This window comes from Pseudomonas sp. PDM31 (genome assembly GCF_019218965.1).
In the GTDB taxonomy this organism is placed as follows: Bacteria; Pseudomonadota; Gammaproteobacteria; order Pseudomonadales; family Pseudomonadaceae; genus Aquipseudomonas.
The window spans coordinates 149,245-170,420 of the sequence record NZ_JAHUWS010000011.1 but is presented as its reverse complement, the minus strand read 5'-3'; the positions used below and the strand labels follow the sequence as shown (position 1 = coordinate 170,420).

The 21,176-nt window shown below is 57.0% G+C and carries 31 protein-coding genes; 29 read left to right on the top strand and 2 right to left on the bottom strand.

The features are described from left to right. The first annotated feature begins 10 nt into the window (after positions 1–10). The 26 genes from rplB to bfr all read left to right on the top strand — a co-directional run bounded on the left by rplB (position 11) and on the right by bfr (position 14,062). The gene (gene rplB, locus KW839_RS21685; RefSeq protein WP_060541893.1) at positions 11–835 is read left to right on the top strand and encodes a 50S ribosomal protein L2; all 825 of its coding nucleotides are present in this window, start codon (positions 11–13) and stop codon (positions 833–835) included. Positions 836–851: 16 nt separating this feature from the next. Continuing rightward, positions 852–1,127 carry a 30S ribosomal protein S19 gene (gene rpsS, locus KW839_RS21680; RefSeq protein ID WP_002555486.1) on the top strand — a complete coding sequence of 92 codons (276 nt, stop codon included), beginning with the start codon at positions 852–854 and terminating at the stop codon, positions 1,125–1,127. 11 nt (positions 1,128–1,138) lie between these two features. Next, entirely contained in the window at positions 1,139–1,471 is a 333-nt protein-coding gene (rplV, locus tag KW839_RS21675) for a 50S ribosomal protein L22 (RefSeq protein WP_003103908.1), read from the top strand. A 13-nt stretch (positions 1,472–1,484) separates the two neighbouring features. Then, on the top strand, positions 1,485–2,171 hold the full coding sequence (gene rpsC, locus KW839_RS21670; protein ID WP_007970424.1) for a 30S ribosomal protein S3: 687 nt from the start codon (positions 1,485–1,487) through the stop codon (positions 2,169–2,171). 12 nt (positions 2,172–2,183) lie between these two features. After that, a complete protein-coding gene (rplP, locus tag KW839_RS21665; protein WP_019409905.1) occupies positions 2,184–2,597 on the top strand; it encodes a 50S ribosomal protein L16 in 414 nt (137 codons plus the stop codon). Then, positions 2,597–2,788 carry a 50S ribosomal protein L29 gene (gene rpmC, locus KW839_RS21660; RefSeq protein WP_002555481.1) on the top strand — a complete coding sequence of 64 codons (192 nt, stop codon included), beginning with the start codon at positions 2,597–2,599 and terminating at the stop codon, positions 2,786–2,788. Before rplP ends, rpmC begins: the two co-directional genes overlap by 1 nt. A gap of 2 nt (positions 2,789–2,790) precedes the next feature. Next, positions 2,791–3,057, top strand: coding sequence for a 30S ribosomal protein S17 (rpsQ, locus tag KW839_RS21655; RefSeq protein WP_003176419.1), 267 nt, complete (start codon positions 2,791–2,793; stop codon positions 3,055–3,057). Between the two features lie 23 nt (positions 3,058–3,080). After that, positions 3,081–3,449 (top strand): 50S ribosomal protein L14, encoded by a 369-nt coding sequence (gene rplN / locus KW839_RS21650; protein ID WP_002555479.1) that lies wholly within the window; start codon positions 3,081–3,083, stop codon positions 3,447–3,449. 11 nt (positions 3,450–3,460) lie between these two features. Next, positions 3,461–3,775, top strand: a complete 315-nt coding sequence (rplX, locus tag KW839_RS21645) for a 50S ribosomal protein L24 (protein WP_003176416.1) — start codon at positions 3,461–3,463, stop codon at positions 3,773–3,775. Positions 3,776–3,797: 22 nt separating this feature from the next. Continuing rightward, a complete protein-coding gene (rplE, locus tag KW839_RS21640) occupies positions 3,798–4,337 on the top strand; it encodes a 50S ribosomal protein L5 (RefSeq protein ID WP_003210069.1) in 540 nt (179 codons plus the stop codon). A 13-nt stretch (positions 4,338–4,350) separates the two neighbouring features. Beyond that, the gene (gene rpsN / locus KW839_RS21635) at positions 4,351–4,656 is read left to right on the top strand and encodes a 30S ribosomal protein S14 (RefSeq protein ID WP_003176414.1); all 306 of its coding nucleotides are present in this window, start codon (positions 4,351–4,353) and stop codon (positions 4,654–4,656) included. A gap of 209 nt (positions 4,657–4,865) precedes the next feature. Further along, the gene (rpsH, locus tag KW839_RS21630; RefSeq protein WP_008065722.1) at positions 4,866–5,258 is read left to right on the top strand and encodes a 30S ribosomal protein S8; all 393 of its coding nucleotides are present in this window, start codon (positions 4,866–4,868) and stop codon (positions 5,256–5,258) included. Positions 5,259–5,270: 12 nt separating this feature from the next. After that, on the top strand, positions 5,271–5,804 hold the full coding sequence (rplF, locus tag KW839_RS21625) for a 50S ribosomal protein L6 (RefSeq protein ID WP_003176412.1): 534 nt from the start codon (positions 5,271–5,273) through the stop codon (positions 5,802–5,804). 10 nt (positions 5,805–5,814) lie between these two features. Further along, entirely contained in the window at positions 5,815–6,165 is a 351-nt protein-coding gene (rplR, locus tag KW839_RS21620) for a 50S ribosomal protein L18 (RefSeq protein ID WP_053162831.1), read from the top strand. A gap of 3 nt (positions 6,166–6,168) precedes the next feature. Beyond that, the gene (gene rpsE / locus KW839_RS21615; RefSeq protein WP_003186035.1) at positions 6,169–6,669 is read left to right on the top strand and encodes a 30S ribosomal protein S5; all 501 of its coding nucleotides are present in this window, start codon (positions 6,169–6,171) and stop codon (positions 6,667–6,669) included. Positions 6,670–6,671: 2 nt separating this feature from the next. Then, positions 6,672–6,848 carry a 50S ribosomal protein L30 gene (rpmD, locus tag KW839_RS21610; protein WP_003176408.1) on the top strand — a complete coding sequence of 59 codons (177 nt, stop codon included), beginning with the start codon at positions 6,672–6,674 and terminating at the stop codon, positions 6,846–6,848. Positions 6,849–6,851: 3 nt separating this feature from the next. Beyond that, positions 6,852–7,289: a 50S ribosomal protein L15 gene (gene rplO / locus KW839_RS21605; RefSeq protein ID WP_003228720.1), complete on the top strand. Its 438-nt coding sequence runs from the start codon at positions 6,852–6,854 to the stop codon at positions 7,287–7,289. Next, complete coding sequence (secY, locus tag KW839_RS21600; RefSeq protein ID WP_007943780.1) at positions 7,290–8,618, top strand: preprotein translocase subunit SecY; 1,329 nt, start codon at positions 7,290–7,292, stop codon at positions 8,616–8,618. Positions 8,619–8,642: 24 nt separating this feature from the next. Next, the gene (gene rpmJ, locus KW839_RS21595) at positions 8,643–8,759 is read left to right on the top strand and encodes a 50S ribosomal protein L36 (RefSeq protein ID WP_002555468.1); all 117 of its coding nucleotides are present in this window, start codon (positions 8,643–8,645) and stop codon (positions 8,757–8,759) included. 129 nt (positions 8,760–8,888) lie between these two features. Next, positions 8,889–9,245, top strand: a complete 357-nt coding sequence (gene rpsM, locus KW839_RS21590) for a 30S ribosomal protein S13 (RefSeq protein WP_009045849.1) — start codon at positions 8,889–8,891, stop codon at positions 9,243–9,245. Between the two features lie 30 nt (positions 9,246–9,275). Next, positions 9,276–9,665 carry a 30S ribosomal protein S11 gene (gene rpsK / locus KW839_RS21585; protein ID WP_002555466.1) on the top strand — a complete coding sequence of 130 codons (390 nt, stop codon included), beginning with the start codon at positions 9,276–9,278 and terminating at the stop codon, positions 9,663–9,665. An 18-nt stretch (positions 9,666–9,683) separates the two neighbouring features. Further along, entirely contained in the window at positions 9,684–10,304 is a 621-nt protein-coding gene (gene rpsD, locus KW839_RS21580; RefSeq protein ID WP_003176404.1) for a 30S ribosomal protein S4, read from the top strand. Between the two features lie 22 nt (positions 10,305–10,326). After that, on the top strand, positions 10,327–11,328 hold the full coding sequence (rpoA, locus tag KW839_RS21575) for a DNA-directed RNA polymerase subunit alpha (protein ID WP_007970428.1): 1,002 nt from the start codon (positions 10,327–10,329) through the stop codon (positions 11,326–11,328). A 42-nt stretch (positions 11,329–11,370) separates the two neighbouring features. After that, positions 11,371–11,757: a 50S ribosomal protein L17 gene (gene rplQ, locus KW839_RS21570; RefSeq protein ID WP_003176402.1), complete on the top strand. Its 387-nt coding sequence runs from the start codon at positions 11,371–11,373 to the stop codon at positions 11,755–11,757. A gap of 237 nt (positions 11,758–11,994) precedes the next feature. After that, positions 11,995–13,449: a catalase gene (locus KW839_RS21565; RefSeq protein WP_060541892.1), complete on the top strand. Its 1,455-nt coding sequence runs from the start codon at positions 11,995–11,997 to the stop codon at positions 13,447–13,449. Positions 13,450–13,597: 148 nt separating this feature from the next. Further along, positions 13,598–14,062 (top strand): bacterioferritin, encoded by a 465-nt coding sequence (gene bfr / locus KW839_RS21560; protein WP_007970123.1) that lies wholly within the window; start codon positions 13,598–13,600, stop codon positions 14,060–14,062. 185 nt (positions 14,063–14,247) lie between these two features. On the opposite strand, the gene uvrA is transcribed toward bfr, so the two are convergent. Beyond that, positions 14,248–17,082: an excinuclease ABC subunit UvrA gene (uvrA, locus tag KW839_RS21555; protein WP_218425452.1), complete on the bottom strand. Its 2,835-nt coding sequence runs from the start codon at positions 17,080–17,082 to the stop codon at positions 14,248–14,250. A 191-nt stretch (positions 17,083–17,273) separates the two neighbouring features. On the opposite strand from uvrA, the gene KW839_RS21550 reads away from it, so the two are divergent. Next, the gene (locus KW839_RS21550) at positions 17,274–18,671 is read left to right on the top strand and encodes an MFS transporter (protein WP_060543197.1); all 1,398 of its coding nucleotides are present in this window, start codon (positions 17,274–17,276) and stop codon (positions 18,669–18,671) included. Between the two features lie 9 nt (positions 18,672–18,680). Continuing rightward, complete coding sequence (locus KW839_RS21545; protein ID WP_007970128.1) at positions 18,681–19,196, top strand: single-stranded DNA-binding protein; 516 nt, start codon at positions 18,681–18,683, stop codon at positions 19,194–19,196. Between the two features lie 106 nt (positions 19,197–19,302). Here the strand turns inward: KW839_RS21545 and KW839_RS21540 are convergent, their stop codons facing one another. Next, entirely contained in the window at positions 19,303–19,851 is a 549-nt protein-coding gene (locus tag KW839_RS21540; protein WP_218425451.1) for a cysteine hydrolase family protein, read from the bottom strand. A 102-nt stretch (positions 19,852–19,953) separates the two neighbouring features. Here KW839_RS21540 and KW839_RS21535 point away from each other — a divergent pair, with 102 nt between their 5' ends. Then, positions 19,954–20,946: a GlxA family transcriptional regulator gene (locus KW839_RS21535; RefSeq protein WP_218425450.1), complete on the top strand. Its 993-nt coding sequence runs from the start codon at positions 19,954–19,956 to the stop codon at positions 20,944–20,946. Positions 20,947–21,176: the final 230 nt, after the last annotated feature.

Genomic DNA, 21,176 nt, shown 5'->3' with positions numbered 1-21,176 from the left:
GGGGTGCATCATGGCAATCGTTAAATGCAAACCGACTTCCCCTGGCCGCCGTTTTGTGGTCAAGGTGGTCAACAAGGAGCTGCATAAAGGCGCTCCTCACGCACCGCTGCTCGAGAAAAAATCGAAGTCTGGTGGTCGTAACAACAATGGCCGTATTACCACTCGTCACATCGGTGGTGGTCATAAGCAGCATTACCGTATGGTCGACTTCCGTCGCAACGACAAAGATGGCATCTCCGCCACTGTCGAGCGCATTGAATACGATCCAAACCGTACTGCTCACATCGCACTGCTGTGCTACGCAGACGGCGAGCGCCGCTACATCATCGCCCCTAAAGGCGTGAGTGCTGGCGACCAGCTGATCGCAGGTGCTCTGGCTCCAATCAAGCCAGGCAACTCCCTGCAACTGCGCAACATTCCAGTGGGTAGCACGATTCACGGTATCGAATTGAAGCCGGGTAAAGGCGCTCAGATCGCTCGTTCCGCTGGTGCTTCGGCTCAGCTGATCGCTCGTGAAGGCGTATACGTGACCCTGCGTCTGCGTTCCGGTGAAATGCGTAAAGTCCTGGCTGAATGCCGTGCGACCCTGGGCGAAGTCTCGAACTCCGAGCACAGCCTGCGTTCGCTGGGTAAAGCTGGTGCCAAACGCTGGCGTGGCGTTCGCCCAACCGTTCGTGGTGTTGCCATGAACCCGGTTGACCACCCACATGGTGGTGGTGAAGGTCGTACCTCTGGTGGTCGTCATCCGGTATCGCCATGGGGCTTCCCGACTAAGGGCGCGAAGACTCGTGGTAATAAGCGTACCGACAAAATGATCGTCCGTCGTCGCAAGTAAATAGAGGGATACGACAGTGCCACGTTCTCTGAAAAAAGGTCCTTTTATCGATCTTCACCTACTGAAGAAGATCGAAGTGGCGGCGGAAAAGAACGATCGCAAACCGGTGAAAACCTGGTCGCGTCGTTCGATGATCCTGCCACAAATGGTCGGTCTGACCATCGCAGTACACAACGGTCGTCAGCACGTCCCAGTTCTCGTGAACGAAGACATGGTCGGCCACAAACTGGGCGAGTTCGCCGGTACCCGCACTTATCGCGGGCACGTGGCAGACAAGAAAGCCAAGCGTTAAGGGGTTAGGAAATGGAAGTAGCCGCTAAGTTGTCGGGCGCTCGAATCTCCGCCCAGAAAGCCCGCTTGGTCGCCGACCAGATCCGCGGGAAGAAGGTGGGCGAAGCGCTCAACCTGTTGGCTTTCAGCAGTAAGAAAGCCGCCGAGATCATGAAGAAAGTGCTGGAGTCGGCCGTAGCCAACGCCGAGCATAACGAAGGCGCAGACGTTGATGACCTGAAGGTCAGCACTGTTTTCGTCAACGAAGGGCGTTCGCTGAAGCGCATCATGCCACGTGCCAAAGGCCGTGCTGATCGCATCGTCAAGCGGTCTTGCCATATCACTGTCAAGGTTGCTGACAAGTAACGGAGTCGAAGAGATGGGTCAGAAAGTACATCCCATTGGCATTCGCCTGGGAATCGTCAAGGAGCACACCTCCGTCTGGTACGCAGACGGTCGGACTTATGCGGACTATTTGCTCGCAGATCTGAATGTGCGTGAGTACCTCCAAGACAAACTAAAAAGCGCGTCCGTAAGCCGTATCGATATCCATCGTCCGGCCCAAACTGCACGCATCACCATCCACACCGCTCGTCCTGGTATCGTTATCGGGAAGAAAGGTGAAGATGTTGAGAAACTGCGTCAGGACCTGACCAAGCAAATGGGTGTGCCTGTGCACATCAATATCGAAGAGATCCGCAAGCCGGAGCTCGACGGTATGCTGGTTGCGCAGAGCGTAGCTCAGCAGCTGGAGCGTCGCGTAATGTTCCGTCGCGCTATGAAACGCGCTGTACAGAACGCCATGCGCATTGGTGCCAAAGGCATCAAAATCCAAGTGAGCGGTCGTCTCGGCGGTGCTGAAATCGCACGTACTGAATGGTATCGCGAAGGTCGTGTGCCACTGCACACCCTGCGTGCCGACATCGACTATGCCAACTACGAAGCTCACACCACTTACGGTGTGATCGGTGTAAAGGTTTGGATCTTCAAAGGCGAAGTAATTGGTGGTCGCCAAGAAGAACTGAAACCACAAGCACCAGCGCCTCGTAAAAAAGCTGCTAAGTAAGGGGTACGCCAAATGTTGCAACCAAAGCGTACGAAGTTCCGCAAGCAGATGACCGGCCACAACCGTGGTCTGGCACTGCGCGGTAGCAAAGTCAGCTTCGGCGAATATGCGCTGAAGTCTGTTGCTCGTGGTCGTCTCACCGCTCGTCAGATCGAGTCAGCGCGTCGTGCTCTGACCCGTCACGTTAAGCGTGGCGGCAAGATCTGGATCCGTGTATTCCCGGACAAGCCGATCTCCAAGAAGCCTCTCGAGGTTCGTATGGGTAAAGGTAAGGGTAACGTGGAATACTGGGTTGCCCAGATTCAGCCAGGCAAAGTCCTGTATGAAATCGAGGGTGTTTCTGAAGAGCTGGCGCGTGAGGCTTTCGCCCTGGCTGCTGCAAAGCTGCCGCTCGCCACCTCCTTTGTTAAACGGACGGTGATGTGATGAAAGCGAATGAACTTCGTGAAAAATCCGCACAGCAGCTGAACGAGCAACTGCTCGGCTTGCTGCGCGACCAGTTCAATCTGCGTATGCAGAAAGCAACTGGCCAGTTGGGGCAGTCTCATCTGCTCTCGCAAGTTAAGCGTGACATCGCTCGCGTGAAGACTGTGCTCAACCAGCAGGCAGGTAAGTAATCATGGCTGAAGCCGAAAAAACTGTCCGTACGCTGACTGGCCGTGTTGTCAGCGACAAGATGGACAAAACCATCACCGTTCTGATCGAGCGTCGCGTTAAGCACCCGATCTACGGTAAATACGTTAAGCGTTCGACTAAGCTGCACGCGCACGACGAAACCAATCAGTGCCACATCGGCGACAAAGTCACTATTCGTGAAACTCGTCCTTTGGCCAAGACCAAGTCTTGGGCGCTGGTTGATGTTCTCGAACGCGCTGTGGAAGTCTAAGGACTAGGGGTCGGAGAAATTATATGATTCAGACTCAATCCATGCTCGATGTGGCCGATAACAGCGGCGCTCGCCGCGTTATGTGCATCAAGGTGCTGGGTGGCTCCCATCGTCGTTACGCTGGTATCGGTGACATCATCAAGGTTACCGTCAAGGAAGCAATTCCTCGCGGTAAAGTGAAAAAAGGCCAAGTGATGACTGCTGTTGTAGTCCGCACTCGTCACGGCGTACGTCGTGCTGATGGCTCCATTATCCGCTTTGATGGCAACGCTGCTGTTCTTCTGAACAACAAGCAAGAGCCGATCGGCACCCGTATCTTTGGGCCAGTGACCCGTGAACTTCGTACTGAGAAGTTCATGAAGATCGTCTCGCTCGCCCCAGAAGTGCTGTAAGGAGATCCGACATGCAAAAGATTCGTCGTGACGACGAGATCATCGTGATCGCCGGCAAAGACAAAGGTAAGCGCGGTAAGGTGCTTAAGGTTCTCGCTAACAACCGTTTGGTTATTGGTGGTCTGAACCTGGTCAAGCGTCATACCAAGCCTAACCCGATGTCGGGCGTGCAGGGCGGTATCGTCGAAAAAGAAGCTCCACTGGATGCTTCTAACGTCGCCATTTTCAACGGCGAAACCAACAAGGCTGACCGCGTTGGTTTCAAAGTAGAAGACGGCAAGAAAATTCGTGTCTTCAAGTCGACCCAAAAAGCGGTTGATGCTTGAACACTGCTAGGTAGATGAGACCATGGCACGACTAAAAGAGATTTACCGGAAGGAAATTGCTCCGAAACTTAAGGAAGAACTTAAGCTTTCGAACGTGATGGAAGTTCCGCGCGTTACCAAAATCACCCTGAACATGGGTCTGGGCGAAGCGATCGGCGACAAAAAAGTCATCGAGCACGCTGTTGCTGACCTGGAAAAGATCACCGGCCAGAAAGTCGTTGTGACCTACGCTCGCAAATCCATCGCTGGCTTTAAAGTCCGTGAAGGTTGGCCGATCGGCGTCAAAGTGACCCTGCGCCGTGAGCGTATGTACGAGTTCCTGGATCGTCTGCTGTCGATCTCCCTGCCTCGGGTTCGCGACTTCCGCGGCCTGAATGCCAAGTCCTTCGATGGTCGTGGCAACTACAGCATGGGCGTGAAAGAGCAGATCATCTTCCCGGAAATCGACTACGACAAGATCGATGCTCTCCGCGGTCTGGACATCACCCTGACCACCACTGCCAAGAACGATGATGAAGGCCGCGCTCTGCTGCGTGCGTTCAAATTCCCGTTCCGCAACTGATTGGAGTAGGACCATGGCCAAGATGAGCATGAAAAACCGCGAGCTGAAGCGTCAGCTCACGGTTGCCAAGTACGCCAAGAAGCGTGCAGCACTGAAAGCTATCATCGTTGATCTGAACGCAAGTCCAGAAGCGCGTTGGGAAGCTACAGTAGCTCTGCAGAAGCAGCCACGTGACGCAAGCGCTTCGCGCATGCGTAACCGCTGCCGCCTGACCGGTCGTCCACACGGCGTTTACCGCAAGTTCGGCCTCGGCCGTAACAAACTGCGTGAAGCGGCAATGCGTGGTGACGTACCAGGTCTGGTTAAAGCCAGCTGGTAAGTACTTTCAGAGTCTCGGTGCGAAGGTTCGCAAGAACCTGACCACCGGTGGCCTTGAATCTGGATCAAGCCCCTTTTGGGGCTTGATTCATTTCCGGGGTGTGTCTAGAATACCCGGCTCGCCTGAGCCCGTGTTTTTCATGACCGGAGATTCTCGGCGACACGTAATAGCCGCAAGGCTAATTTTTTTGTATTAGGAGCGTCTAGCCCATGAGTATGCAGGACCCGTTAGCGGACATGCTAACTCGTATCCGTAATGCCCAGATGGCTGAAAAGTCCGTCGTAAGCATGCCATCTTCCACGTTGAAGGTAGCTGTTGCCAAAGTCCTGAAGGACGAAGGTTACATTGCGGGTTATCAGATCAGCAGCGAAACAAAACCACTGCTGTCCATCGAGCTGAAGTACTTCGAAGGCCGTCCGGTTATCGAAGAAGTGAAGCGCGTTAGCCGTCCAGGCCTGCGTCAGTACAAGTCCGTCGATGATCTGCCAAAAGTTCGTGGCGGTCTCGGTGTGTCTATCGTCTCCACCAACAAAGGTGTGATGACTGATCGTGCTGCGCGCGCTGCCGGTGTCGGCGGCGAAGTTCTTTGCACTGTGTTCTAAGGGGGGATAAGCATGTCTCGCGTCGCTAAGAACCCCGTTAAGCTGCCAGCCGGTGTCGAAGTAAAATTCGCAGGCCAACAGCTTTCGGTGAAGGGTGCCAAGGGCACTCTCGAACTGAACATCCATTCGTCCGTTGAGATCGTTGAAGAAGCCGGTGAGCTGCGTTTTGCTGCTCGCAATGGCGATCAACAGACTCGCGCAATGGCTGGTACCACTCGTGCGTTGGTTAACAACATGGTCCAAGGCGTAAGCCAAGGCTTCGAGCGCAAGCTCCAGCTGGTCGGTGTTGGTTACAAAGCGCAAGCAAAAGGCACAGTGCTGAACCTGGCTCTTGGCTTCTCGCACCCAGTGGATTACGAACTGCCGGAAGGCATCACCGCTGAGACTCCTAGCCAGACCGATATCCTGATCAAGGGCATCGACAAGCAGCTGGTAGGTCAAGTGGCCGCCGAGATCCGCGACTTCCGTCCACCAGAGCCGTACAAAGGCAAAGGTGTGCGCTACGCGGACGAAGTCGTCCGTCGTAAAGAAGCCAAGAAGAAGTAGGGCATAGCAAATGACCGACAAAAAAGTTACTCGACTGCGTCGCGCTCGCAAAGCACGCCTGAAAATGCACGAACTCGAAGTCGTGCGTCTCTGCGTGTTCCGCTCTTCGCAGCACATCTACGCCCAGGTCATTTCGGCCGACGGCAGCAAAGTCCTGGCAAGCGCCTCGACTTTGGATAAAGAACTGCGTGATGGTGCCACTGGCAACATCGACGCGGCCACTAAGGTTGGCCAGCTGGTCGCTACGCGTGCTAAGGCCGCTGGCGTCTCGCAGGTGGCTTTCGACCGCTCTGGCTTCAAGTACCACGGCCGCGTTAAAGCGCTGGCTGATGCTGCTCGTGAAGCTGGGCTGGAGTTCTAAGTTATGTCAAATAACGACCAAAAGCGCGACGAAGGCTACATCGAGAAGCTGGTTCAAGTTAACCGCGTAGCCAAAACCGTTAAAGGCGGCCGTATCTTCACTTTCACCGCGTTGACCGTGGTTGGTGATGGTAAGGGCCGTGTTGGCTTCGGCCGTGGCAAGTCGCGTGAAGTGCCTGCTGCGATCCAGAAGGCAATGGAAGCTGCTCGCCGCAACATGATCCAGGTTGATCTGAACGGCACCACTCTGCAGTACGCAATGAAGTCCGCTCACGGCGCTTCGAAGGTGTACATGCAGCCTGCTTCTGAAGGTACCGGTATCATCGCTGGCGGCGCTATGCGTGCCGTTCTCGAAGTTGCTGGCGTTCAGAACGTTCTGGCCAAGTGCTACGGCTCGACTAACCCGGTAAACGTGGTTCACGCCACTTTCAAGGGTTTGAAAGCAATGCAGTCTCCTGAATCCATTGCCGCCAAGCGTGGCAAAAGCGTCAAGGAGATCTTCTGATCATGGCTACCGTTAAAGTAACGCTGATCAAAAGCATGACCGGCCGCATCCCTAACCACAAACTGTGCGTTAAGGGTCTGGGTCTGCGTCGCATCGGTCACACTGTAGAAGTCCAGGATACTCCCGAGAATCGCGGGATGATCAACAAGGCTTACTACATGCTGCGTGTCGAGGGTTAATCGATGAAACTCAATGATCTGAGTCCAGCGCCGGGTTCCCGTCGCGAAAAGCATCGTCCGGGCCGTGGTATCGGTAGTGGTTTGGGTAAGACTGGTGGCCGTGGTCACAAAGGTCAGACCTCCCGCTCCGGTGGCACCATTGCTCCAGGCTTTGAAGGCGGTCAACAGCCGCTGCATCGTCGCCTGCCGAAGTTCGGTTTCGTTTCACTGAAAGCCATGGACCGCGCAGAAGTGCGTCTGTCCGAGCTGGCTAAAGTGGAAGGCGACATCGTCACCGTGCAGTCTCTGAAAGATGCCAACGTGATCAACGTCAACGTTCAGCGTGTGAAAATCATGCTGTCCGGCGAAGTGACTCGCGCTGTTACCATCGGAAAGGGAATCGGCGCCACCAAAGGTGCGCGTGCGGCTATCGAAGCAGCTGGCGGCAAGTTCGAGGAATAAATGGCTAAGCAAGGTGCTCTCTCTGCGCTCGGCAAAGGCGGTATGTCTGAACTCTGGGCTCGTCTGCGTTTTCTGTTCCTGGCGATTATCGTCTACCGAATAGGCGCACACATCCCGGTTCCAGGTATCAACCCGGACCGACTCGCGGACCTGTTTCGACAGAATGAGGGGACCATTCTTAGCTTGTTCAACATGTTTTCCGGCGGCGCGCTGGAGCGGATGAGCATCTTTGCACTGGGGATCATGCCGTACATTTCGGCATCGATCATCATGCAGCTGATGACCGCCGTCAGCCCGCAGCTGGAGCAGTTGAAGAAGGAAGGTGAAGCTGGCCGTCGCAAGATTAGCCAGTACACCCGCTACCTCACTGTCGCTCTTGCTCTTGTCCAGGCTATTGGCATGTCCATTGGTCTGGCGGGGCAGGGCGTTTCGTTCACTGGTGACTTTAGCTTCCATTTCGTCGCGGTAACCACTTTTGTGGCTGGTGCGATGTTCATGATGTGGCTGGGTGAGCAGATTACTGAGCGTGGTGTTGGCAACGGTATCTCGATGTTGATTTTTTCGGGTATCGTCGCCGGTCTTCCGAGAGCGATCGGGCAGTCTTTCGAGTCTGCTCGTCAGGGTGATATCAACATCTTCGCCCTGGTTGCCATCGGTTTGCTGGCAGTAGCGATCATCGGTTTCGTGGTGTTCATTGAGCGTGGTCAGCGTCGTATCGCTGTTCACTACGCCAAGCGTCAGCAGGGCCGCAAGGTCTTCGCTGCGCAGACTAGCCACTTGCCGCTGAAAGTGAACATGGCCGGTGTTATTCCGGCCATTTTCGCGAGCAGCATTTTGCTGTTCCCGGCTTCGCTGGGTGCCTGGTTCGGTCAGTCTGAAGGTATGGGCTGGTTGCAGGACATCTCGCAGTCGATCGCTCCTGGTCAGCCGTTGAATATTCTGCTGTTTAGTGCAGGGATTATTTTCTTCTGCTTCTTCTATACGGCGTTGATGTTCAATCCGAAAGACGTAGCGGAAAACCTGAAGAAGTCCGGTGCCTTTATTCCGGGCATCCGTCCAGGTGAGCAGTCGGCACGCTATATTGATGGCGTTCTGACCCGCTTGACCCTGTTCGGTGCTCTTTACATGACGGCCGTCTGCCTGTTGCCCCAGTTCCTGGTGGTTGCAGCCAACGTTCCGTTCTACCTTGGCGGGACCTCGTTGCTGATCGTCGTCGTGGTTGTGATGGACTTCATGTCCCAAGTACAATCGCACCTCGTTTCGCACCAGTACGAATCCCTGATGAAGAAAGCCAACCTGAAGGGTTACGGCAGCGGCATGCTGCGCTGACCCATAAGGTTCGAGGAGTTGGTGATGAAAGTTCGTGCATCGGTGAAAAAGCTGTGCCGTAACTGCAAGATTATTCGCCGCGAAGGTGTTGTTCGAGTAATTTGCAGCGCGGAACCGCGTCACAAACAGCGCCAAGGCTGAGTGTGATCTGCTTGAAGCCCGGTAGCTAGTGCGCTACCGGGTTGATTATTTGTTATTACAGCGATATTATCTCGCGCCCTATTTCTTGGCTTCCGGGGCGTAGGTAGCTGTCAATTGGAGTCCCACTGAATGGCCCGTATTGCAGGCGTTAACATTCCAGATAACAAGCACACTGTTATCTCGCTGACCTACATCTATGGTGTTGGTCGCACTACTGCGCAGAAAATTTGCGCAGAGACTGGGGTAAACCCAGCCGCAAAGATCAAAGATCTGAGCGACGAGCAGATTGAGCAGTTGCGTGGCGAAGTGGCGAAGTTCACCACTGAAGGTGACCTGCGTCGCGAAATCAACATGAAAATCAAGCGTTTGATGGACCTCGGTTGCTACCGTGGTCTGCGTCATCGTCGTGGTCTTCCAGTACGCGGTCAGCGTACCAAGACTAACGCGCGTACCCGTAAAGGTCCGCGTAAGCCGATCCGCAAGTAATCGCCCACGCGAATCGACAGGAAATTAATCATGGCAAAACCTGCTGCTCGTCCTCGTAAAAAAGTTAAAAAGACAGTGGTTGATGGCATCGCCCACATCCATGCTTCTTTTAACAACACCATCGTGACCATCACCGACCGTCAAGGTAACGCGCTTTCTTGGGCTACCTCCGGTGGTTCGGGTTTCCGCGGTTCCCGCAAGTCCACGCCGTTTGCTGCTCAAGTAGCTGCTGAACGTGCTGGTCAAGCTGCGCTGGAATATGGCCTGAAAAACCTCGACGTTAACGTCAAAGGTCCAGGTCCAGGTCGTGAGTCTGCTGTCCGTGCATTGAACGGCTGTGGCTATAAGATCGCCAGCATCACCGACGTGACGCCAATCCCGCACAACGGGTGCCGTCCGCCGAAGAAGCGCCGCGTGTAATCCAGGAGATTGTAAAGAATGGCTCGTTACATTGGTCCAAAATGCAAACTCGCTCGTCGCGAAGGCACCGATCTCTTCCTGAAGAGCGGCGTGCGCGCGATCGAATCGAAGTGCAACATTGAAGCAGCACCTGGTATCCACGGCCAACGCCGCGGTCGCCAGTCCGACTACGGCACCCAACTGCGTGAAAAGCAGAAGGTCCGTCGTATCTACGGCGTTCTCGAGCGTCAATTCAGCGGCTACTACAAAGAAGCAGCTGGCAAGAAAGGTGCAACCGGTGAAAACCTGCTGCAACTGCTCGAATGCCGTCTGGACAACGTGGTATACCGTATGGGCTTCGGTTCGACTCGTGCCGAATCCCGTCAGCTGGTATCGCACAAGTCGATCAGCGTAAACGGTCAGACCGTTAACGTTCCGTCCTACCAGGTTCGTGCTGGTGACGTGGTTGCTGTTCGCGAGAAAGCAAAAAATCAACTTCGCATTGTCCAAGCTCTCGATCTGTGTGCCCAACGTGGCCGCGTAGAATGGGTAGAAGTAGACACTGAGAAGAAGTCGGGCGTTTTCAAGAACGTTCCAGCTCGCAGTGATCTGTCCGCCGACATCAACGAAAGCCTGATTGTCGAGCTCTACTCCAAGTAAGGGCTAGAAAATAGGTGCATCCATGCAGATTTCGGTAAATGAGTTCCTGACACCCCGCCACATTGATGTGCAGGTTGTCAGTCCAACCCGCGCCAAGATCACTCTCGAGCCTCTCGAGCGTGGCTTTGGCCATACCCTGGGCAACGCGCTGCGCCGCATCCTGTTGTCCTCAATGCCCGGCTGTGCAGTAGTCGAGGCCGAGATTGACGGTGTGCTCCACGAGTACAGCGCCATCGAAGGTGTACAGGAAGACGTAATTGAAATCCTGTTGAACCTTAAAGGTCTGGCTATCAAGCTGCACGGTCGTGACGAAGTTACGCTGACCTTGTCGAAGAAGGGTTCGGGGGTGGTTACCGCTGCCGATATTCAGCTGGATCATGATGTCGAGATCGTTAACCCCGATCACGTAATCGCTAACCTGGCGTCTAACGGCGCCCTGAACATGAAGCTCGTAGTAGCTCGTGGTCGTGGTTATGAACCGGCCGACTCGCGTCAGAGCGATGAAGACGAAAGCCGCAGCATCGGTCGCTTGCAGCTTGACTCTTCGTTCAGCCCGGTTCGCCGTATCGCATACGTGGTGGAAAACGCCCGTGTCGAGCAGCGTACTAACCTGGACAAGCTGGTTATTGATCTGGAAACCAACGGTACTCTGGATCCTGAAGAGGCTATTCGCCGCGCTGCAACCATTCTGCAACAGCAGTTGGCTGCGTTCGTCGACCTCAAAGGTGACAGTGAGCCAGTGGTTGTCGAGCAGGAAGACGAGATCGATCCGATCCTGCTTCGCCCGGTTGACGATCTGGAACTGACTGTACGTTCGGCTAACTGCCTTAAGGCGGAAAACATCTACTACATCGGCGACCTGATTCAGCGTACCGAAGTAGAGCTGTTGAAGACTCCGAACCTGGGCAAGAAATCCTTGACTGAAATCAAGGACGTTCTGGCCTCCCGCGGTCTGTCCCTCGGCATGCGCCTCGACAACTGGCCGCCTGCAAGTCTTAAGAAGGACGACAAGGCGACTGCCTGATCGTCGTAATCACCGAACGTAGTGTTTGGTAAGGAATGAACCATGCGTCATCGTAAAAGTGGTCGTCACCTGAGCCGCACCAGCTCGCACCGCAAGGCCATGTTCCAAAACATGGCGGTGTCGCTGTTCGAGCACGAGCTGATCAAAACTACACTGCCGAAAGCTAAAGAACTGCGCCGCGTTGCCGAGCCGCTGATCACTTTGGCCAAGACAGACAGCCTGGCTAACCGCCGTCTGGCTTTCGACCGTACCCGTTCGAAAGCTATCGTTGGTAAGCTCTTCAACGACCTGGGCAAGCGTTACGCTACCCGTGAGGGTGGCTACCTGCGCATCCTCAAGTGCGGTTTCCGCGCTGGCGACAACGCGCCTATGGCGTACGTCGAGTTGGTTGATCGTGCTACTGCCGGCGAAGCTGTATCTGCCGAGTAAGACGTCAGTCTGAAACAAAGAACCGGGCCTAGTGCCCGGTTTTTTGTGTCTGTAAGAAACGCGCCATTTATACAAGCGTCTCCTTTGTCCGCAACGTCACTATGTGATGGGAGTGTTCATTAGTATTTTTCTATCGATTGCTGCAAGTTAATGAATTTGTAGCTGTCATATTGATGATCAATACTCCTTCTCAGCCGATAGCCGGCAGTTCAAGACCGACAGATGAAGGAAGATCGTATGAGCCAGAACAAAACGCTTACCACCGCCAGCGGCGCTCCTGTTGCCGACAACCAGAATTCCCGCTCCGCCGGCCCTCGTGGTCCGCTGCTGCTCGACGACTTTCACCTGATCGAGAAGCTTGCCCACTTCAACCGCGAAAACATTCCTGAGCGCCGGGTACACGCGAAGGGCTCGGGCGCCTACGGCACCTTCACCGTGACTCGCGACATCACTCAGTACACCAGCGCCAAGCTGTTTGAGTCTGTTGGCAAGCAAACCCCGACGTTCCTGCGATTCTCCACGGTGGGTGGCGAGCGTGGCTCGGCTGATACCGAGCGCGATCCACGGGGTTTTGCCTTGAAGTTCTACACCGAGGAAGGCAACTGGGACATCGTCGGCAACAACACACCGGTATTCTTCATTCGCGACCCGCTGAAGTTTCCCGACTTTATCCACACCCAGAAACGCCTGCCGCAGAGCAACTTGAAAAGTGCCCAGATGATGTGGGACTTCTGGTCCCATTCGCCTGAGGCGCTGCACCAGGTCACCATCCTGTTTTCCGACCGCGGCATCCCGGATGGCTACCGTCACATGCACGGCTTCGGCAGTCATACCTATAGCCTGATAAGCGCTCTCGGTGAGCGGTACTGGGTCAAGTGGCACTACAAAACCAAGCAGGGCATCAAGAACCTCGCACCGGCCGAAGCGGCTCGCCTGGCGGGTACCGATCCAGATTACGCCCAGCGCGACCTGTTCAATGCCATTGAGCGCGGCGATTTCCCGAAATGGAGCGTGTGCATTCAGGTCATGACCGAGGCTCAGGCTGCGGCGCACTACGAGAACCCGTTCGACGTGACCAAAACCTGGTCGCAGAAAGAGTTTCCGCTGATTGAAGTGGGGGAACTGGAGCTGAACCGCAACCCGCAGAATTATTTCGCCGAGGTGGAGCAAGCGGCGTTCGGTCCAAGCAACATGGTGCCTGGTGTTGGTCTTTCGCCGGATCGCATGCTGCAAGGGCGAGTATTCGCTTACGCCGATGCCCATCGCTATCGTGTAGGCACCAATCATCAGCAGTTGCCAGTAAACGCCCCACGCAGTCCGGTCAATACCTACCAGCGCGATGGCTCGATGGCCTTAGGCAACAATGGTGGTGCGGCGCCGAACTACGAGCCCAACAGTTATGTGGAGTCGCCGAAGCAGGCACCTCGCTACGCTGAACCGGCATTGTGCCTGAGCGGCGCGGCCGATCGTCACGATCATCGCGAAGACACTGACTACTACAGCCACGCAGGCGCGTTGTTCCGCCTGATGAACGAGCAGCAGAAAACCCTGCTGGTCAGTAACATTGCCGGTGCGATGGCGGGCGTCTCCAGTGACGTGGTTGATCGGCAACTGCAGCATTTCTACAAAGCTGATCCGGCGTATGGAGAAGCAATCGCAACGCTGCTCAACGTACAGCTTAACGAAGTCTAAATGAGAAGCAGAACCGCCCTTGTTTGGGCGGTTTTTGCGTTATTTAAGCTGCTTTTCTCAGAATATCTTCGCTTTTATTGCGTCTGTCGAGTGACGTTACGGTCAGCTTGGTTCAAACTATAACTTTCAAGCAGGGAGATGTAGGGCGATGCAAGGCCACCCAGACGTAATCGATTACCTCAACACGTTGCTGACCGGCGAACTGGCCGCGCGTGATCAATATTTCGTTCATTCGCGGATGTATGAGGACTGGGGTTTCACCAAGCTCTACGAACGTATCAACCACGAGATGGAAGAAGAGGCCGGGCACGCCGATGCACTGATGCGCCGGATTCTGATGCTCGAAGGCACCCCACGCATGCGCCCGGATGATCTCGATGTCGGCACCACGGTGACAGAGATGCTCGAAGCGGATTTGCGCCTGGAATACAAAGTACGGGCCGCGCTGTGCAAAGGCATCAAGCTTTGCGAGCAGCACAAGGACTATGTCAGCCGCGAGATGCTGCGGGTTCAGTTGCATGACACCGAAGAAGATCACACTTACTGGCTGGAGAAACAGCTGGGTCTGATCAAGCTGATCGGTCTCGAGAATTACCTGCAATCCCACGCATGATTGCGTAAGTGAAGCCCCGCACTTTTCTGTAGGAGCGAGCATGCTCGCGAGAAACCTGAGGGCGCCGCGGTGACTCAAGATGCCCGCGTTATCGTTAACGACCATCGCGAGCATGCTCGCTCCTACAGGAACAAAAAAAGCCCCTGTCACTGACGAAGTGACAGGGGCTTTTTCATGCCCGGCGATCAGGCGCGATCGCGTTCCAGCAGCGGCTTGAGGTAGTAGCCGGTGTGGGATTGCTTCATTTCGGCGACTTCCTCAGGCGTACCGACGGCAATGATCTGCCCGCCCTTGGAGCCACCCTCAGGACCCAGGTCCACCAGCCAGTCGGCCGTCTTGATCACGTCCAGGTTGTGTTCGATCACCACCACGGTGTTGCCGTGGTCGCGCAGGCGATGCAACACGTCGAGCAGTTGTTGTATGTCCGCGAAGTGCAGGCCGGTGGTCGGCTCATCGAGGATGTACAGGGTCTTGCCGGTATCACGCTTGGACAACTCGCGGGAAAGCTTCACCCGCTGGGCTTCACCACCGGACAAGGTGGTCGCCGATTGCCCCAGCTTGATGTACGACAGGCCGACGTCCATCAGCGTTTGCAGCTTACGCGCCAGGGCCGGCACCGCATCAAAGAACACCCGCGCTTCCTCGATGGTCATCTCGAGGGTCTCGTGGATGCTCTTGCCCTTGTACTTGATCTCGAGGGTTTCGCGGTTGTAGCGCTTGCTCTTGCACACATCGCAGGGGACGTAGATGTCCGGAAGGAAGTGCATTTCCACCTTGATCAGGCCGTCACCCTGGCAGGCCTCACAGCGTCCGCCCTTGACGTTGAAGGAGAAACGCCCTGGTCCGTAGCCCCGAGAGCGGGATTCCGGCACGCCGGCGAACAGCTCGCGGATCGGCGTGAACAGCCCGGTATAGGTCGCCGGGTTGGAACGCGGTGTACGGCCGATAGGGCTCTGGTCGATGTCGACGACCTTGTCCAGGTGCTCCAAGCCTTTGATGCTGTCGTGAGCCGCTGCCTCAAGTGTCGTGGCTCCGTTAAGGGCCGTGGCGCTCAAGGGGAAAAGCGTGTTGTTGATCAGGGTCGACTTGCCCGAACCGGACACACCGGTCACGCAGGTCAGCAGGCCGATCGGAATTTCCAGGTCGACGTTGCGCAAGTTGTTGCCGCGAGCGCCCCTGAGTGACAGCAACAGCTTTTTGTTACGCGGCGTGCGTTTGGCCGGTACTTCAATTTTCACCCGCCCCGACAGGTACTTGCCGGTCAGCGAATCCGGGTGGGCCATGACCTCGGCCGGCGTACCTTCGGCGACGATATGTCCGCCATGAACCCCGGCACCCGGGCCGATATCCACCACGTAGTCGGCCAGGCGAATCGCGTCTTCGTCGTGCTCGACCACGATCACCGTGTTGCCGATATCCCGCAGGTGCTTGAGGGTGCCGAGCAGGCGATCGTTATCGCGCTGGTGCAGGCCGATCGAGGGCTCATCGAGGATGTACAGGACCCCCACCAGGCCGGCGCCGATCTGGCTGGCCAGGCGAATACGCTGCGCCTCTCCGCCGGACAGGGTGTCGGCACTGCGGTCCAGCGACAGATAATCGAGGCCGACGTTGACCAGGAACTGCAGGCGCTCACGGATTTCCTTGAGGATCTTGTCGGCAATTTCGCCGCGCCGGCCGGTGAGCTTGAGCCCGCCGAAGTAGTCGCAGGCATCACCGATCGGCAGGTTTGTCACTGCCGGCAAGGTTTTTTCACCCACCCACACGTGCCGCGCTTCACGCCGCAAGCGGGTGCCACGGCAGTCCGGGCATGACTGGGTGCTGAGGAATTTGGCCAGCTCTTCGCGAACCGAGGCGGACTCGGTCTCGCGGTAGCGTCGTTCCAGGTTCGGCACGATGCCTTCGAACGGGTGTGAGCGCTTGACGATGTCGCCACGGTCGTTCAGGTATTTGAAGTCGACGTTCTGCGAACCGCTGCCATGCAGGATGAATTTCTGCTGATCGGCGGGCAGCTCGTTGAAAGGAACTTCCAGGCTGAATTTGTAGTGTGAGGCCAGCGAGCCGAGCATCTGGAAATAGTAAACGTTGCGCCGGTCCCAGCCACGAATCGCACCTTCGGCGAGAGTCAGTTCGCCGTTGACCAGACGCTTGATGTCGAAAAACTGTTTCACACCCAGGCCGTCGCAGGTCGGGCAGGCGCCGGCCGGGTTGTTGAAGGAAAACAGCTTGGGTTCCAGCTCGCTGATGGCGTGGCCGCAGATCGGGCAGGCGAAACGCGCCGAGAAGATCATCTCTTCACCCGGCTCGTCGTCCATCGGTGCCACCAGAGCGATGCCGTCCGCCAGCTTCAAGGCAGTTTCGAACGACTCGGCAAGGCGCTGCTGCATATCGGCGCGGACCTTGAAACGGTCGACCACGACATCGATTGTGTGCTTCTTCTGCTTGTCGAGTTTGGGCGCTTCGTCCAGCTCATAGAGCTTGCCGTTGATCCGGGCGCGTACGAAGCCCTGGGCACGCAGCTCTTCGAAGACCGATAGATGCTCGCCTTTCCGCTCGCGGATCACTGGCGCCAGCAGCATAAGCTTGCTGCCCTCGGGCTCGGCAAGGACCAGGTCGACCATCTGGCTGACGGTTTGCGCTTCCAGCGGGATATCGTGATCCGGGCAGCGCGGGATACCGACGCGGGCATACAACAGCCGCAGGTAGTCGTAGATTTCGGTGATGGTGCCGACCGTCGAGCGCGGGTTGTGCGAGGTCGATTTCTGTTCGATGGAAATCGCTGGCGACAGGCCTTCGATCGTGTCGACGTCGGGTTTTTCCATCATCGACAGGAACTGGCGGGCGTAGGCCGACAGCGATTCGACGTAGCGGCGCTGACCTTCGGCGTACAGGGTGTCGAACGCCAGGGACGACTTGCCGGAGCCGGACAGGCCGGTGATGACGATCAGCTTGTCCCGGGGCAGGGTCAGGTCGATGTTCTTCAGGTTGTGGGTTCGAGCCCCACGAATCAGGATCTTGTCCAAGGTGGCCTCGCTCGGCGGGCGTCGAAAACGTAAGAGTATACGGCCAAATACTGGATGGATGCACACTATCAAATCAGGGATATGCCGGCTTACATGAAGAGTCTGTCAGCAATGCGCGGCAAAGCGTCGCGATATATCCTGTCAATCGATGGGACTGGTAGAATCGCCGCCGGTTCACATGAGGTTTTTCCATGCACGATCCCCACAGCGAACGCATGAGTGGTAGCGAGAACCGCGCAGCAAGCGGTCTGGCCCTGGTGTTCGCCTTCCGTATGCTGGGCATGTTCATGGTGTTGCCGGTACTGGCGACCTATGGCATGGACCTGGCGGGAGCGACGCCTGCCCTGATCGGGCTGGCGATTGGCGCTTATGGCCTGACCCAGGCGCTTTTCCAGATCCCGTTCGGCTTCATTTCCGACCGTATCGGTCGACGCCCGGTGATCTACCTGGGGCTGATCATCTTTGCCCTCGGCAGCGTGCTGGCGGCCAACGCCGATTCGATCTGGGGCGTGATCGCCGGACGCATCCTGCAAGGCGCCGGGGCGATTTCCGCCGCGGTCATGGCCTTGCTCTCAGACTTGACCCGCGAGCAGCACCGGACCAAGGCCATGGCCATGATCGGCATGACGATTGGCCTTTCGTTCGCCGTTGCGATGGTGGTCGGCCCGCTGGTGACCCATGCCTTCGGCCTGTCCGGGCTGTTCCTCGCCACGGGCGGCATGGCGCTACTGGGCATCCTGATCGTGATGTTCATGGTGCCGCGCTCCACCGGGCCGTTACAGCATCGTGAGTCCGGTGTCGCCCGTCAGGCGCTGATCCCGACGCTCAAGCATCCGGATCTGCTGCGCCTGGACCTGGGCATTTTTGTGTTGCACGCCATGTTGATGTCGAGCTTCGTCGCCTTGCCGCTGGCCCTGGTCGAAAAAGCCGGCCTGCCCAAGGAGCAGCACTGGTGGGTCTACCTCACTGCGCTGCTGATTTCGTTCTTCGCCATGATCCCGTTCATTATCTACGGCGAGAAGCGACGCAAAATGAAACGAGTATTACTCGGCGCCGTCGTGACGTTGATGCTCACTGAGCTATTCTTCTGGCAGTTCGGCGATAGCTTGCGGGCTCTGGTAGTCGGGACGGTGGTATTTTTCACCGCGTTCAATCTGCTGGAAGCTTCATTGCCATCGCTGATCAGCAAGGTTTCACCGGCGGGCGGTAAGGGCACGGCGATGGGGGTTTATTCCACCAGCCAGTTCCTCGGTTCGGCACTGGGTGGCATTCTCGGCGGCTGGATGTACCAGCATGGCGGTCTGTCGGTTGTGTTCCTCGGATGCGCCGGTCTGGCTGCCATCTGGCTGGTCTTTGCTGTTACCATGCGCGAACCTCCCTACGTCACAAGCCTGCGCTTGCCGTTATCGCCTGAGGCGATCCGTGAAGCGGGTCTGGTCGAGCGCCTGAAGGCGGTCGTAGGGGTAACAGATGCAGTGATCGTCGCAGACGAAGCGGCCATTTACATCAAATTGGACACCGAACTATTGGATCGCACCACCCTTGAAAGCCTGGTGAACAACCCGGCCGGGGCAGCGTGCGTAGCCTAGGAGAACGTTATGGCCCGTGGGGTTAACAAAGTCATATTGGTCGGCACTTGCGGCCAGGATCCCGAAGTTCGCTACCTGCCTAACGGTAATGCCGTGACCAACCTGAGTCTGGCGACCAGCGAGCAGTGGACCGACAAGCAAACCGGCCAGAAAGTCGAAAAGACCGAATGGCACCGTGTGTCGATGTTCGGCAAGGTTGCAGAGATCGCCGGCGAATACCTGCGTAAAGGTTCGCAGGTGTACATCGAAGGCAAACTGCAGACCCGCGAGTGGGAAAAAGACGGTATCAAGCGTTACACCACCGAAATCGTGGTCGACATGCAGGGCACCATGCAACTGTTGGGCGGCCGTCCACAGGGCGACCAGCAAGGCCAGGGTGGCGGTAACAACTACCAGCAATCCGCTCCGCGCCAGCAGGCTCCACGTCCTGCGCCGCAACAGCAGCCACAGCGTCCAGCCCCTCAACAGGCTGCTCCGCAACCGGCTCCGGATTTCGACAGCTTTGATGACGATATTCCGTTCTAAAGCAGCCGTTAGCCTCCAGCTACAAGTGGCAAGCTGAAATACTAAACCCGCACTTCGGTCAGAAGTGCGGGTTTTTTGTTTGTGGCGAAACTGCGTGAGATGAAACTCAGGCCGCGAGGAATTCGTCGGTGGACACTACGATGGCGTAAGCAAAAGCCAGGGCTGCCATGAACGCCGCGTGCACGTGCGCTGCTGGAGCCGTCACGCCATTGAATTCCAGGTCACGGGTCGCACAGGCATCGTGAATCACCGTCACCGTGTAGCCAAAGTCCGCCGCGGCACGGGTGATGCCATCGACGCACATGTGGCTCATGCTGCCGACCACCACCAACTCCGTGATGCCTTGTTCGTCGAGGATCGATTTCAGCTCGGTTTCGCGGAACGAGTTGACGAAGTGCTTGAGCACCACCGGTTCGTCGGCGTGGTTGAGGACTTTGGGGTGCAGCTTCGCGCCTTCAGAGTTCGGAGTGAAAAACGGCGCCTCTTCGGAGGTGAATTCATGGCGGATATGCACCACCGCATCGCCAGCGTCGCGGAAGGCCTTGAGCAGTCGTACGGCGTTGTCTGCGGCGGCGTCGGCACCGACCAGCGGCCATTTGCCTTGGGGGAAGTAGTCGTTCTGGATATCGACTACGATGAGCGCTTGCTTGGCCATGACTGTTTCCTCGAAGTGTGTGTTTGGTGTGGAATGAAGTATTGGCTCCGGCAGGCCATTGCGGGATTGGCCGCACCGACAATAAGAGGGGGAAAACTGACAATGGACGCACAAAGGGCAATCGCCGAACTGGCTGTGCTGATCTACCCCGGTGCGCAGATGGCGGCGGTGCATGGCTTGACGGACTTGTTCGGCGTGGCCAACCGCATTGCTGCCGAGCATCAGGCCGCGCAGTTGCCGTTGTTGCGAGTCAGCCATTGGCAGGTCGAGGCTGAGCAGGCGCCGGTGCGAGTCTATGACAGCCTGCCCGGCCCGGACCGCAACCTGGTAGCGGTGCTGATTCCGCCCTCTATCGCCGGATTTTCCGAAGGCCAGGCGCCCCAGGGATTGATCCGCTGGTTACGCCAGCAACATGCCAGCGGTGCAACCCTGGGCGGGGTGTGCGTCGGCTCGATTCTGTTGGCCGAAAGCGGACTGCTCGATGGTCGCAGCGCCACCACCCACTGGACCTCGGCAAAAGCCTTCGCCGAGCGTTACCCGGCGATCAAGCTCAAGGCCGATACGCCGATTGTCGACGATGGCGACCTGATCACCACCGCCGGGCTGATGGCCTGGTCCGAATTGGGTTTACGGCTGGTCGATCGCCTGCTTGGGCCGAGTATTGCCACCGCTACCGCGCGTTTCCTGGTGGTGGAGCACAGCGACAGTGCCAGCGAGTGCGGCAGTAACTTTGCGCCGATTCTCAGCCATGGCGACGCCTCGATCCTCAAGGTGCAACACTGGCTGCAAAGCAATGGGGCGACCGATGTTTCGCTGACGGCGATGGCCGACCGGGCGGGGCTGGAGGAGCGCACTTTCCTGCGGCGGTTCCGTGCGGCCACCGGGCTCAAGCCCACCGAATACTGCCAGCACCTGCGCGTTGGCAAGGCGCGGGAAATGCTTGAATTCACCAACAGCACCATCGACCACATTGCCTGGACCGTTGGCTACCAGGACCCCGGGGCGTTTCGCTCGACATTCAAGAAGATTACCGGGCTGGCGCCGAGTGATTACCGGACGCGGTTCGGGGTGACGCCAAGTGCTGCAACGCGCTGATCATTACACCGCAAAACCTGTGAGCGAGCGAGGCCGGCACACCCAACATCAGCGGCGACTGACACGCCGCCATCGCCGGCAGGCCAGCTCCCACAGGGGGCTATGCCCTGTTTGGATCGTGCAAAATGCCAGAGCCTCAAGTCCTGTCGTGCAGAATAAGACAGGCAACATGCCATCACCAGTGACGCAACTGTCTGATTTGCCAACTGTTGTTTTACCCGGCGCCTTGG